The following is a 12,580-nucleotide window of genomic DNA, read 5'->3' as shown; positions in this document are numbered from 1 at the left end:
GGGCTGGATGTCCGCGGGACCGGTCGCCGAACCCACGGCGGAACCGCCAGCGGCCGGCGTGACTCGGCAAACCCAGCGCACGGTCACCCAGCGAACCTCAGCGGACGGGCGGTGACGGGGTCGTGGTGCCGTCGCCGACGGCGACCGTCTGCGAGAGCGGGATGCCCTCGGCGGCGGCGAAGCGGGCCAGCGCGGCTGCCTTGCGCTAATAGAGGACGCGGACATGCTGGGCCGCACCTTCGACACGCTGGTCGTGGCGCACCTCCGAGCAGAGATGGGCCGGAGCTCCTCGTCACCGAGGCTCCCATCACCGGCGACCGGTTCATCGGCGGGGCCGTTCTGCACACCGGTCCGCGCGCCTTCGTGCTCGACACGAACTCCTCAGAACAGCCGCTCGCCCGGCCGCGGCAGGCGGTCGCCGACGGCCGGCAGCGGCGGGAACGGGGCGTGCGGCTCGGTCTGGTACCAGTACGCCGTGCTGGACCAGTCGTCGGAGCGGTGGTTGTCGTGCCCGTGCTCGATGGTCACCCTGATCGACCGCTGGAACCGGACCGGGTCCTCGACGTGGTAGCGGTAGAGGGAGATCTTCCCGGACCAGTTCTGCCCGCCCGGCAGCACGATGCCGTGGTAAGGCGCGTTGTACTCCTCGGACGGGCACCAGGCGGTGTTGAAGTAGTCCTCGGTCCCGGTGCCGTGCAGCGCCGGCGGGAACGGCTCGCCGTCGACGAAGATCATGTCGTCACCCTCGCCGTACCAGTTGAACTGGGCGGGCCCGACCTGGCGCAGGTTCTCGATGTCGACGTGGCAGCCGACGTAGTGGCCCTCGCCCGCGGCGTCCAGCAGCACGTAGTTGCCGGCGCCGTCGGTGTTGGTGCCGCCGAACTGGAACTCGCTGTTGGTCAGCCCGGACTCGTCGGCCAGTCCGTCGGTCGGGTTCTGCCGCCGCCACTGCGTGTGGAACCGGCCGGCCCGCGTGTCGGGCTCGCCGGTGAGCTCGTAGTCGACGTAGTAGTAGAAGATCACGTCGGTGCCGCACTCGTTCGCCACCTCGAGCCGGGCGGAGTCGAACGGCATCGGGAACCAGCAGTTGAACGCCTTGCCGTCCTGCGGGCTCATCTGCAGCGGCAGCGACACGAAGTTGCGGTGCTGCGCGTGCCCGAGCCCGAAGTAGTCGCCCACCGGCGCCTCGACGCACGGGGTGTCGGCGCCGTCCCAGTACATCCGCAGCACGATCTTGCGCAGGTAGTGCTCGTCCTCGCAGGCGATGGTCACCCAGATGTGCCGGACGACGCCCGGCTCGTCGACGGCCGCCAGCAGCGCCGTCTCACCCGGCGCGATGGTCAGACGGTCGTCGTTGCCGCCCGTCCGGTCCCAGCTGGACGCGCGGGCGCTGCGGGTGCCGGTGAGCCGCGGCAGGTTCGACAGGGGTCCGGTCATCGGCGCTCCTTCTCGAGAGGTCAGCCCTTGAGGCCGGTCAGTTTGATGCCCTCGACGAGCCGGCGCTGGAGGACGAAGAACAGGATCAGCGTCGGCAGCGCCGCCAGCGTCGAGGCGGCCATGATCAGGTGGTACTGCGTGCCGTGCTGGCCGGTGAACTGCTGCATGCCCAGCTGCACGACCCACAGCTCCTGCGACTGTGTGACGATCAGCGGCCACAGGAAGTTGTTCCAGTTGGCCAGGAAGAAGAAGATGCCCAGCGCCGCGAGGATCGGCCGCGACAACGGCAGCACGATGTGCCAGTACACCTTGACCAGCCCGGCGCCGTCGACGATCGCCGCCTCCTCGAGCTCCCGCGGCAGCGACAGGTAGAACTGGCGCAGCAGGAAGATCCCGAACGCGTGCGGGATCATCGGGATGATCAGGCCCTGGTAGGTGTCCACCCAGCCGAGCCAGTCGACGATGATGAACAGCGGGATCACGATGACAGTGAACGGCACCATCAGCGTCGACAGGATCGCCAGGAAGATCGCGTTGCGGCCGGGGAAGCGCAGCCGGGCCAGCGAGTAGGCCGCCATCGAGTGGAACAGCAGCGATATCGCCGTCACCACCGTCGCCACGAACAGCGAGTTCAGCATGTACCGCGCGAACGGCACCTGTTCGAACACGTCGACGTAGTTCTGGAAGTGCAGCTCGCGCGGCACCACGGTCGGCGGGTTGGCCAGCACCTCGGAGCCGTCCTTGAGCGAGCTGGACAGCATCCACAGCAGCGGCCCGGCCAGCACGACGAACGCCAGGATCGCCAGCGTGTACAGCACCAGCCGGTCGGCCAGCCGGTGCCGGCGCCGACGGCGGGGGATCGGCGGGCGGGCGGCCGCCTCGCGGGCCGGCGCGGCCTCAGTCGTAGGACTCATGGCGGAAGATCCGTAGCTGGAGGAGGGAGAAGACCAGGATGATCACGAACAGCGCCACCGACAGCGCCGACGCGTAGCCCAGCTGCAGGAACTGGAACGCGGTCTCGTAGATGTAGACGACGGTGGTCCGGGTGGCGCCCGCGGGCCCGCCCTGTGTCAGCACGTAGATCGGGTCGAACAGTTGCAGCGCGCTGATGAACGTGATGAGCAGGACGAACACGCTGGTGGGCCGCAGCAGCGGCAGCGTGATGCCGCGGAAGCGCCGCCACGCGCCGGCGCCGTCGACCACCGCCGCCTCGTAGTAGACCTTCGGGATGTCCTGCAGCCCGGTCAGGAAGATGATCATGCTGTAGCCGACGCCCTGCCAGAGCGTCACCAGGATCACCGACACCATCGCCAGCCGGGTCGAGCCGAGCCAGGGCTGCGGGTCGATGCCGAACAGCCCGAGGACCGCGTTCAGCACGCCGCCGGGGTCCTGCAGCATGAAGCCCCAGACGACCGACGCGACCACCAGCGACACCATGAACGGCGCGAAGTAGGCCGACCGGAAGAACCCGCTCAGCGCCAGCCCGCGGTTGACCAGCAGGGCCAGCGCCAGCGACAGCACGAACAGCAGCGGCACGAACGTGACGGTGTAGACGGCGGTGATCTTCAGCGAGTCGCGGAACGCCTGGTCGTGCAGCAGGGTCTCGTAGTTGGCGGTGCCGGTCCACTCGCGTGCCCCGATGCCGGTCCAGTCGTGGAACGAGATGTAGAACGCGCCCAGGATCGGCAGCGCCACGAACACCGCCAGGCCCAGCAGGTCCGGCAGTAGGAACGCGTACCCGACCAGTCGCTGCTCGCCGCGCCGGGTCCGCCACCACCGAGGCGGCGCGGTGCCGACGGCGCTGCTCACGTGGTCTCGGGGTTGAGCGGCGCCCCCTGGTAGGAGGACAGGAACGTGTCGATGGCGTCGGCCGCCAGCGCCGCCGCCTCCTCGCCGCTCGCGCCACGGAACATCGCCGCCTGCAGGCCGTCGCCGACGGCCTTGACCACCTGGTCGGGGTAGCGCGGCTCGGCCCGGGCGATGGGCAGGATCTGGTCGGCGAACACGCTGTGCGTGGCGGCGCCGAACACGTCGGCGCAGGCCTCGTTGACCGCCTCGCGCGGGGAGAACTTCGAGCCGGCCCGGCAGGCCCACTCCTCGGCGAACACGTCGTCGTCGACCCAGAGCCACTTCGTGAACGCCTTCGCCGCGTCCAGGCGCGGGCTCTCGGCGTTGAGCATCTGCGTCCAGCCGCCGTAGACCGAGACGGGGCTGCCGCCGTCGGGCGCGGGGATGGGGATGACGTTGATCGGCTGGTCGGCGAACTCCTCCTGCAGTGCGGCGATGGCCCAGAACCCGCAGACCTGCATGGACGTCTCGCCCCGGCCGAGAGTGCCGATGTCGGTGGTGGACGTCGCGTTGTCGTTGGGCGCGTAGCCCTCGGTGACGAGGCGCCCCCAGAGGTCGAACGCCGCGGCCGCCTCGGGGGAGCGCAGCGCGGACTCGGTGGAGTCCTCGTTGACGACCTCGCCGCCGGCGCTCCAGAGGAACGGGTACCAGGTGAAGTTCTGGTACGGGCCGGGCGCGACCTCGATGATGATGCCCTTGCGATCTCCCGAGGTGAGCTCCTGGGCGGCGGAGAACAGCCCGTCCCAGGTGGTGGGCGGCTCGAGGCCGGCGTCGGCCAGGTGGTCCTCGCGGTAGAACAGAGCCACCGGCTCGATCTCGAACGGCAGCGCCTGCATCGCCCCGTCGACGGTGACGGCGGCAACGGACGCCGGGTTGTACCCGCCCTTGTCGACGAGGTCGTCGACCGGCGCGGACACCCCGGTGTTGACGTAGTTGAGGAACGCGCCGGGACTGATCCAGAACACGTCCGGGCCGTTGCCGGCGGCGAACGCGGTGGTCAGCTTGGTGCCGGTGTAGTCGGCGAACGGGAAGGTCTGGAACTCCACCTGCATGTCGGCGTTCTCGGCGTTCCAGCGCTCGATCGCCGCCTCGATCTGCGGGTCGTCGCCCTCGGCGACGAACTTCCAGAACTGGATCGGCCCGCCGCCGTCACTGCTGCTGTCGTCGCCACCTCCGCACGAGGAGAGCAGCGGTCCGAGGATGCCGGCGGACGCGCCGGCGGCGACCATCCTGGTGGTGAACTGACGGCGGGTGAGCACGTGGGGGCGGGAACCGGCCATCTCGCGTCTCCGTCTCTCTCGCCGACCCCGATGTCGGCTGAGAAATCGATTTCGAACGACGCTAGGCGCGGGCTACACCGACTGTCAAGGGGTGAGTCAGCGCGGTCGGGCGGTGACGCGGATCGAGCTGGCCCGGATCTGCAGCGCGGTCGGCAGCACCACGTGGGTGGGCTCCTCGGCGGGCCCGGCCAGCCGTTTCACCAGCAGTTGCGCCGCCCGTCGGCCGACCTCGTAGGTGGGCTGCGCGACGGTGGTCAGCGTCGGCCGGATGAGGTCGGCCCACGGGATGGCGTCGAAACCGACGATGGCGACGTCGGACGGCACCGCGATGCCGCGCTCGACCAGGCACTCCATGGCGCCGATGGTCATGAGGTTGTTGGCGGCGAAGACGGCGTCGGGCGGTGCCGCGGCGTTGTCGTCGAGCAGCGACGCCATGGCCTCGTAGCCGCCGCGCTCGCGGAAGTCAGCGTGCCGCACCAGCGCGGGGTCGACCGGCAGCCCGGCCGCGCGCAGCGCCTTGCCGTAGCCGTCGAGGCGCTGGGTGGCGGTGCTGAGCCAGCGCGGCCCGGCGATGCAGGCGATGCGGCGGAAGCCCTGGTCGGCGAGGTGCGTGGTGCCGATCTGAGCGCCGTGCTCGTTGTCGACGAGGACGGTGTCGGTGCTGATGCCGGCCAGCTCGCGGTCGATGACCACCACCGGGCAGCCGGCCTGGAGCAGGAGCTCGACGTCGTCGACACGGTGGGACGACGGCGAGATGACCACGCCGGCCATGCGCTCGGCCAGCGCCGCCGCGATGTAGTTCGACTCCTTCTCGGGGTTCTCGTCGCTGTTGCAGAGCACGACGGAGTACCCGGCGGAGAGCGCGACGTCCTCGATGCCGCGCACCATGGACGTGAAGAACGGGTTCTGGACGTCGGAGACGATGACCGCCCACAGCGTGGTCTGGCTGGTGCGCAGGTTGCGGGCGACGGCGTTGCGGCGGTAGCCGAGCTGGGCGACGGCGTCGGTGACCCGCCCGGCCAGCACGGGGTCGACCTTGACGTGGCCGTTGAGCACGCGCGACACGGTGGCGGCCGACACGCCCGCGTGGCGTGCGACGTCGTAGATGGTGACCACCGAGCCCCCGTTCCGCGATCCGGCGCTGCCCCCGTTGACATCCGCTCCGCGGTCATCCTAGCGTGGCGGGCAATCGATTTCTGACTGTTCCCGCCGACGCGAGGAGTGCACCGTGGCACGGATCGGCCTGCTGACCATCTCCGACGGGCGCGACTTCGTGCACCGCGACATCGAGGCCTGGGCCCGCTCGTCGGAGGACGCGATCGCCGCGGCGCTGGAGGGCGCCGGGCACGAGGTGGTGCGGGCGGCGGAGCCGGTGTGGACGAACGCGCTGGCCTCCAGCCTGGCCCGGCAGGTCGCCGAGGCACGGCCCGACGTCACGATCTTCAACTACTCCGTCTGGGCGTTCCCGCACTTCTCGATGCTCGCGGCCGACGCGACGCCGGGGCCGCTGGTGCTGCTGTCGAACATCGACCCCGTCCAGCCGGGCATGGTCGGCATGCTGGCCGCGGGCGGCGCGCTGGACCAGATCGGCCGCGTGCACGGGCGGGTGTGGGGCGACGTCGCCGACCCCGAGACGCTGGGGCGGCTGCTCGTGCACGTCCGCGCGGCGCAGGCGGTTGGCGGGCTGCGCGGCAGCACGTTCGGCCGGTTCGGCGGCCGGCCCATGGGCATGTACACCGCCGTCGCCAACAGCGACCAGTGGCTGTCGACGTTCGGCGTCGACGTCGAGGAGATCGACCAGTGGGAGATCGTCCGCCGCTCCGAGCTGGTGTCGCCGGCCCGGGCCAAGGAGGGCCGCGAGTGGCTCGAGACGCACGCCACCGTCCACTACGACGGCAAGCAGCTCACCCCTGAGCTGCTGGAGCGGCAGATCCGGTCGTATCACGCGGTGCGCGAGCTGATCGACGAGTGGAACCTCGACTTCTCCGGCATCAAGGGCCAGCCGGAGCTGACCACGCACTTCACCACCATGGACATCACCGAGGCGTTCCTCAACGACCCGTACGACTGGGAGGGCCCGAAGCCGACCCACGTCACCGCGACGGAGTCGGACATGGACGCCGCGCTGACCATGCAGATCCTCAAGCTGATCTCGGGCGACCCGGTGCTCTTCGCCGACGTGCGGCACTACCACGCCGACCGCGACATCTGGGACCTGTGCAACTCCGGCCAGCACGCTACCTGGTACGCGGCCCGCAGTGACGACCCGGCCGAGAACCTGCGCCGGGTGCACCTGTACCCGGAGGTGTTCTTCTTCCCGGCCGGCGGCGCGTCGGTGCACCACGTCGCGGCGCCGGGCGACATGACGCTGACCCGGCTCACGCGGCACAGCGGCCGCTACCGCATGCAGGTCGTGCGCGGCGCGTTCGAGGACTACGGCGACGAGGTCAACGAGCAGCTGGCGCGGCAGTCGACGTTCGAGTGGCCGCACGCGTTCACCCGCATGGACGTGCCGGCCGACGAGTTCCTGTCGCGGTTCGGCGCCAACCACATCCACGCCGTCCCGGGCGACTACGTGGCCGAGCTCGAGCAGGTCTGCCGGCTGCTCGACGTCGACTACCAGCCGCTGGGCGGGTAGCCGGCCGCGCGCCGCGGCGGCTGTCGGACCCGGCGGCTAGCCTCGTCGGATGGTGCAGCACGACGACGACGTCCCCGACGAGCTCGTCGAGCCGCTGCGCGAGATCTGCATGGGCCTGCCCGGCGTCTATGAGGAGCAGGCCTGGATCGGCACCCGCTGGCGGGTGCGCGGGCGCACGTTCGCGCACGTGCTCTGCATCGAGCCCGACCACGACATCGTCTACACCCGGGTGGCCGGCGGCGGCCGGACGGAGCCGCTGCCGCTGCTGACGTTCCGCGCGCCGCCCGACGACCTCGCCGCGCTGGTCTCCGCCGGGCCGCCGTACTTCAAGGGCAGCTGGGGCCGCGACGTCGTCGTCCTGGTGCTGCCCGACGACGACGTCGACTGGACCGAGATCGCCGAGCTGGTCACCGAGAGCTACTGCGTGCTGGCGCCGAAGAAGCTGGTCGCCCAGGTCCGCCGGCCGTCCTGACGGTCACGGCCACCAGCGCGGCCGCCGCCAGGCAGAGTGCCGCGTCGACGCCGATGGCCAGCCGCAGCGCCGGCAGCAGCCCGTCGGCGAGCCGTCCCGCCAGCACTGCCGAGAGCAGCGGCGTGCCGAGCGTGATGCCCACCTGCTGGCTCAGGGTGACCAGCCCGGTGGCGAGTCCCTGCTGGCCGGCGGGGACGCCCGCGGTGGTGGTGACGGCGTAGCCGACGATCACGACGAGGTTCGCCACCCCGCCGGCGAAGGTCAGCACCAGCAGCGGCACGACCCAGGCCGACGAGCCACCGGCGAAGGCCAGCGGCAGCGTCGCGGTGGCCTGCACGACGAAGCCGGCCACCATGGCCCATTTCGCGCCGGTCCGGCCGATGACGCGCGGTGCGGCGAGCCCGCCCACGACGGTGCCCACCCCGAGAACGGCGAGCGCGAGGCCGGCGGCGACGGCGCCGAAGCCGAGGACGTCCTGCAGGTAGAGCGTCAGCAGGAACACCAGCGCGGTCTCGGTGGCGAAGGCCAGCAGCCCGGCGACGGCGCCCCACGAGACGTTGTGCCGGCGCAGGATCGACGGCGCGACCAGCGGCTCGCGCACCCGGTTCTCCACCTGCCAGAACGCCACCAGGAGCACGGCGGCCGCGAGCAGTACCCCCCACGCCGCAGGGTGGGTCCAGCCGGACTCCCCAGCGGTGCTGATGCCGTAGGCGACGGCGACCAGCGCCAGTGTGACGAGGACCGCGCCGGGCGCGTCGAGCCGGGGCCGTCGCCCCGCGGTGCCGCCGCTGAGCACGAACGGCCCGGCGGCCAGCACCACCACCGCGACCGCGACGTTGACGTAGAACGCCCACCGCCAGCTCACGGCACCGGTCAGCACGCCGCCCAGAACGGCGCCGGTGGTGAACCCGGCCGCCATGAGCGCCCCGTTGAGGCCGAGCACGCGGGTCCGGGCGGTTCCCTCGGGGAACAGCGTCGTCAGCAGCGACAACGCCGCGGGCGTGACCATCGCCGTCGCGACGCCCTGGGCGACCCGGGCCACGATCAGCAGCGCCGGCTCCTGGGCGAGCGCCCCGGCGGCGGACGCGGCACCCAGCAGGGCGATGCCGGCCAGGAACAGCCGCCGTCGCCCGAAGACGTCGGCCACGCGCCCGAAGAACAGCGTGCCGCCGGCGGCGCAGAGCGCGAACGAGGTGACGATCCACTGCAGGTGCCCGGTGGCGAGGCCGAGGTCCTGGCCGATCCGCGGCAGGGCGACGTTGAGGATCGAGAAGTCGACGGCGAGGGTGAAGTTCGCTGTGAGCAGCACGGCGAGGGCGAGCCGCTCGGCCGCCGTGAACCGCGGCGCGGGGGGAGCCGGCTGGAGGTCGGTGTGGGTACTCATGGCAGCGAGCGTCCGTCCGGCCGCCCCTGCCAGCCAGGCCCCTGCGCTGCCTACCACCGGCAGGGTCAGGCAGCCGCGCCGGCAGCGGCGCAGAATGGGGACATGACCGAGCTGGGCGAGTTCCTGCGCTCCCGCCGCGACCGTCTCACCCCCGACGAGGTGGGCGTGCGCAGCTACGGGCAGCGGCGGGTGGTTGGCCTGCGCCGCGAAGAGCTGGCGCAGCTCGCCGGGGTCTCGGTGGCGTACTACACGCGCCTCGAGCAGGGCCAGTCCGCCAACGCCTCCGACGCCGTCATCGACGCCCTGGCCCGCGCGCTGCGACTCGACGACGACGAGCGCGCCCACCTGTTCGCGCTGGCCCGCCCGGTCGCCCCCAAGCGGCGCCGGGCGCCGCGGCCCGAGGTGCCGCACGCCGGGGCCGTGCAACTGCTGCGGGCCATGGATGCCGTTCCGGCCCTGCTGCTGGGGCGGCGCAACGACATCCTCGCCTGGAACCACGCCGGGCACCTGCTGCTGGCCGGGCACCTCGACGACGGCGCGCCCGTCCGGCCGGCGACCCGCCCGAACCTCGTCCGCATGCTCTTCCTCGACCCGCACACGCGCGAGCTGCACCGCGACTGGGACGCCGAGGCCGCGCTGGCGGTGGCGTCGCTGCGCTACGTGGCGGCGCAGTTCCCCGACGACCGCCGGCTGGCCGAGCTGGTCGGCGAGCTGAGCCTCGGCAGCGCCGCGTTCGCGACGCTCTGGGCCCGGCACACGGTGCGGCTGTGCACCAGCGGCACGCGGCTGCTGCACCACCCGGCGGTCGGCGACCTCGACCTCGACTACGAGGTGCTGCACCTGCCCGACGGCGACGGCCAGCGCATCCTCACCCACACGGCCCGGCCGGGCAGCAGCTCGCAGGCCGCGCTGCGGCTCCTGGCGGCCGCCGGATGAGGATGGTGCGCATGAGCCGGTCCGCCTCCCACACGTCGCCCTCGTCACCGGAGCGAACGCGGGCGCCCGCGCGCATGCCGTCGAGGGCCGACCTCACCGGTCCCGCGGCCCGGCGCGTCCTGGCTGTGCTCGCCTGGATCGACGGTGCCGGCTCGTGACGCGCTGAAACGGGCGAGAGTCCGATGCCGGCATGTAGACGCTGATGCCAACAAGCTGTTGGCGTGTGTGTCTACATGTCGGTGGTGGACTCTCCTGGATCCGGGTCGAGTCGGGTGTCCTACGGCGCGGCCAACATCGTCTACCCGCCGGTCATCGACACCGGCTGGGTCACCGACGAGGCGCGGCTGTTGACCGGCAGCGTGGTGCGGCTGCGCTGACGGAAAGCTGCCGCCGTCAGTTCTCGGATCGGCCGGTGCGCCAGTAGCCCATGAACGACACCGCGCCCTTGTCGATGCCGCGCTCGCGGACCAGGTGCCGGCGGATGGTCTTGACGGCGCCGGCCTCGCCCGCGATCCAGGCGTAGGCGCTGCTGCCGGCCGCCGCGGCGACCTCCCACAGCACCTCGAGGTCGATGTCGACGGTGTCGACGGCGCTCGCGTCCAGCGCTGCGGCCCGGGCCCCTCGGCCGAACTCCGCCGCGCACACGGCCTCGACCAGCAGCTCGCCGTTGGCCGTGACGGAGCCGTCGGGGCGGCGGCGCGACAGCCAGGTGATCTCGGCCTGGTCCGGGGCGATCAGCGGCAGGATGTCGCCGTCGTCGGGGACCTCGAGGAAGACCTGCAGCCGGGCGCCGGGATCGAGCGTGCCCCTCAGACGCTCGAGGATGCCGGCGATGGCGGGGACGGCGGTCTCGTCGCCGGCGATGAGCACGTCGCGGACGTCGACCGGCGGGTTCCACTCGTGGCCCTGGCAGTCGGCGCCGTACAGCCTGTTCGGGCCGACCAGCACGACCTCTTCGCCGGCCGCGGCGCGGACCGCCCAGGCCGAGGCGGGGCCGGCGTCGCCGTGCAGGGCGAAGTCGACGTCGACCTCGCGCTGTGCGGGCCGGACCTGGCGGATCGTGTAGGTGCGCAGGTGGCCGCGGGCCTCGGGGTCCATGGCGCGGTACTGCGCGTACCAGTCGCCCTCGGCGAACTCCGGGAAGCCCTGGCCGGCCGCCGGGAGATAGAGCTTGATGCGCTGGTCGGGTCCGTCATGACCGAACTCGTCGAGGTCGCCGCCGGTGAAGGTGATGCGCAGGAAGCACGGCGTGAGCTGCTGGACGCGGGCCACGGTCACCCGGAACGGGCGCCAGGACGGCACGTCTGCGGCGCGCCGGACGGCACGCTCGGTGGTCGCGATGGTCATCGAGTCCCCGTGTGAAGGTTGCTTCGCCTTACTTAGGGGAGGCTAACCGATCGATTCCTTGATCGCACGCCGGGTCGGCAGATCAGCCGGCGGGATAGGTGCCGTGGCCCTCGCGCACGAGGTCGCCGTCGAAGATCAGCACCTCGTTGACCAGCACGTCGTTCTGGTTCCGGTAGGTGATGACGACGGCGGAGACTCCCGCGAAGACGGCCTCGACGCTGAACCGGAGGTCCGGGAGGAGCCGCAGCCCCTCGGTCCAGTACCGGCGCAGCTCGTCCTTGCCGCGGACCACGCCGCCGGACTCCGGCAGCACCCGGGTGGCGAACGGCGAGGTGAAGACGACGTCGTCGTGGAAGTGCCGCAGCACCGCCTCGACGTCGTGGGCGTTCCAGGCGGCGACCCAGTCGCGGGCGAAGGCGTGCGGATCGGGCGGTGTCATGCCGGCGATCCTCCCACGGACAGCGTCATTACCCTGGTTCGGTGCTGACGTCCACGCTCACCGAACTGCCCGACCATGCCGCGCTGCTGGCGGCCGGCGGGAACCACCCGATCACTCGCTGGCTGACCTCACCGGACGTGCTCGAGCAGGCGTGGTCGCAGGGCGACGCCGTCGGCTGGACGGTGTCGAAGTGGGGCGGCGGCCGGACGCTCTGGGGCCTCGGCTCGGCCGCCGACGCCGGCGGTCTCGTCACCGCTGTGCTGGGTCGCGGCGACGCCTCGATCGGGCGGGTCATCGTGCCGGTCGGCGCACTGGCGCACGTGGACACGCCGCTCGGGGCGGGCGACGACTGGGACTGGTTCTGGACGGCGGCCGCTCCGGACCCGCGGCGGCCGGGCGAGGACGCGGTCCGGGTGCTCGGTGCGGCCGACCTTGGCGACCTGGAGGAGCTGCTGCGGCTGTCGTCGCCCCGGTCGTCGGCCATGCCCGACGACGCGAGCGTCGAGGCCTGGTACGGCGTCCGCGACGCGTCGGGCACGCTGGTGGCCTGCGCGGCCCGCGACGAGACGGTGAGCGGCGTGCCGCACCTGCGGGCGATCGCCACCCACCCGTCGTTCCGTGGCCGCGGGCTCGGCGCCGACGTCACCGCCGCCGTCACCCGCGCGGCACTGGCCGGCGGCGCGGAGGCGGTGACCCTGGGCATGTACGCCGACAACGACGTCGCGCGCCGGCTCTACGAGCGGCTCGGATACCAGGTCGGCCAGGCCTTCGCCACTCGCGCGGTCGCCGGCCGCTGACC

At 72.1% G+C, this 12,580-nt stretch carries 13 protein-coding genes; 5 read left to right on the top strand and 8 right to left on the bottom strand.

The features are described from left to right. Positions 1-381 precede the first annotated feature (381 nt). The 5 genes from HD601_RS04395 to HD601_RS04375 form a co-directional block, all read right to left on the bottom strand. On the bottom strand, positions 382-1,437 hold the full coding sequence (locus tag HD601_RS04395; protein WP_184819698.1) for a glycoside hydrolase family 172 protein: 1,056 nt from the start codon (positions 1,435-1,437) through the stop codon (positions 382-384). A gap of 20 nt (positions 1,438-1,457) precedes the next feature. After that, positions 1,458-2,351 (bottom strand): carbohydrate ABC transporter permease, encoded by an 894-nt coding sequence (locus HD601_RS04390; RefSeq protein WP_184819696.1) that lies wholly within the window; start codon positions 2,349-2,351, stop codon positions 1,458-1,460. After that, positions 2,335-3,246, bottom strand: a complete 912-nt coding sequence (locus tag HD601_RS33410) for an ABC transporter permease subunit (protein ID WP_184819694.1) — start codon at positions 3,244-3,246, stop codon at positions 2,335-2,337. Before HD601_RS33410 ends, HD601_RS04390 begins: the two co-directional genes overlap by 17 nt. Further along, on the bottom strand, positions 3,243-4,565 hold the full coding sequence (locus HD601_RS04380; RefSeq protein ID WP_184819692.1) for an ABC transporter substrate-binding protein: 1,323 nt from the start codon (positions 4,563-4,565) through the stop codon (positions 3,243-3,245). The genes HD601_RS33410 and HD601_RS04380 overlap by 4 nt, the downstream gene beginning before the upstream one ends. Before the next feature lie 96 nt (positions 4,566-4,661). Continuing rightward, positions 4,662-5,681 (bottom strand): substrate-binding domain-containing protein, encoded by a 1,020-nt coding sequence (locus tag HD601_RS04375; protein ID WP_184819691.1) that lies wholly within the window; start codon positions 5,679-5,681, stop codon positions 4,662-4,664. Positions 5,682-5,793: 112 nt separating this feature from the next. On the opposite strand from HD601_RS04375, the gene HD601_RS04370 reads away from it, so the two are divergent. Together HD601_RS04370 and HD601_RS04365 are read left to right on the top strand one after the other, a co-directional pair. After that, entirely contained in the window at positions 5,794-7,203 is a 1,410-nt protein-coding gene (locus HD601_RS04370) for an L-fucose/L-arabinose isomerase family protein (protein WP_184819689.1), read from the top strand. 49 nt (positions 7,204-7,252) lie between these two features. After that, entirely contained in the window at positions 7,253-7,675 is a 423-nt protein-coding gene (locus HD601_RS04365) for an MmcQ/YjbR family DNA-binding protein (protein WP_184819687.1), read from the top strand. On the opposite strand, the gene HD601_RS04360 is transcribed toward HD601_RS04365, so the two are convergent. After that, positions 7,611-9,059, bottom strand: a complete 1,449-nt coding sequence (locus HD601_RS04360) for an MFS transporter (RefSeq protein ID WP_184819686.1) — start codon at positions 9,057-9,059, stop codon at positions 7,611-7,613. The genes HD601_RS04365 and HD601_RS04360 overlap by 65 nt on opposite strands. Positions 9,060-9,161: 102 nt before the next feature. Between HD601_RS04360 and HD601_RS04355 the strand changes: the two genes are divergently transcribed. Both HD601_RS04355 and HD601_RS04350 read left to right on the top strand, forming a co-directional pair. After that, entirely contained in the window at positions 9,162-9,995 is an 834-nt protein-coding gene (locus HD601_RS04355) for a helix-turn-helix transcriptional regulator (protein ID WP_184819685.1), read from the top strand. 221 nt (positions 9,996-10,216) lie between these two features. After that, a complete protein-coding gene (locus tag HD601_RS04350) occupies positions 10,217-10,372 on the top strand; it encodes a hypothetical protein (protein WP_184819684.1) in 156 nt (51 codons plus the stop codon). Positions 10,373-10,388: 16 nt separating this feature from the next. On the opposite strand, the gene HD601_RS04345 is transcribed toward HD601_RS04350, so the two are convergent. Continuing rightward, positions 10,389-11,342 carry a siderophore-interacting protein gene (locus HD601_RS04345; protein WP_184819683.1) on the bottom strand — a complete coding sequence of 318 codons (954 nt, stop codon included), beginning with the start codon at positions 11,340-11,342 and terminating at the stop codon, positions 10,389-10,391. A gap of 82 nt (positions 11,343-11,424) precedes the next feature. Further along, positions 11,425-11,781: a nuclear transport factor 2 family protein gene (locus HD601_RS04340; protein ID WP_184819682.1), complete on the bottom strand. Its 357-nt coding sequence runs from the start codon at positions 11,779-11,781 to the stop codon at positions 11,425-11,427. 41 nt (positions 11,782-11,822) lie between these two features. Between HD601_RS04340 and HD601_RS04335 the strand changes: the two genes are divergently transcribed. Beyond that, positions 11,823-12,578, top strand: a complete 756-nt coding sequence (locus HD601_RS04335; protein WP_184819681.1) for a GNAT family N-acetyltransferase — start codon at positions 11,823-11,825, stop codon at positions 12,576-12,578. Positions 12,579-12,580: the final 2 nt, after the last annotated feature.

The organism is Jiangella mangrovi (genome assembly GCF_014204975.1).
Taxonomy (GTDB): domain Bacteria; phylum Actinomycetota; class Actinomycetes; order Jiangellales; family Jiangellaceae; genus Jiangella; species Jiangella mangrovi.
This window is presented reverse-complemented; position numbering and strand designations above follow the sequence as displayed.

What these genes read in the sequence shown, in the direction of transcription:
- HD601_RS04395 (WP_184819698.1), bottom strand. Translation starts at nt 1,437, where the DNA reads ATGACCGGACCCCTGTCGAACCTGCCGCGGCTCACCGGCACCCGCAGC.
- HD601_RS04390 (WP_184819696.1), bottom strand. Translation starts at nt 2,351, where the DNA reads ATGAGTCCTACGACTGAGGCCGCGCCGGCCCGCGAGGCGGCCGCCCGC.
- HD601_RS04380 (WP_184819692.1), bottom strand. Translation starts at nt 4,565, where the DNA reads ATGGCCGGTTCCCGCCCCCACGTGCTCACCCGCCGTCAGTTCACCACC.
- HD601_RS04365 (WP_184819687.1), top strand. Translation starts at nt 7,253, where the DNA reads ATGGTGCAGCACGACGACGACGTCCCCGACGAGCTCGTCGAGCCGCTG.
- HD601_RS04360 (WP_184819686.1), bottom strand. Translation starts at nt 9,059, where the DNA reads ATGAGTACCCACACCGACCTCCAGCCGGCTCCCCCCGCGCCGCGGTTC.
- HD601_RS04355 (WP_184819685.1), top strand. Translation starts at nt 9,162, where the DNA reads ATGACCGAGCTGGGCGAGTTCCTGCGCTCCCGCCGCGACCGTCTCACC.
- HD601_RS04345 (WP_184819683.1), bottom strand. Translation starts at nt 11,342, where the DNA reads ATGACCATCGCGACCACCGAGCGTGCCGTCCGGCGCGCCGCAGACGTG.
- HD601_RS04340 (WP_184819682.1), bottom strand. Translation starts at nt 11,781, where the DNA reads ATGACACCGCCCGATCCGCACGCCTTCGCCCGCGACTGGGTCGCCGCC.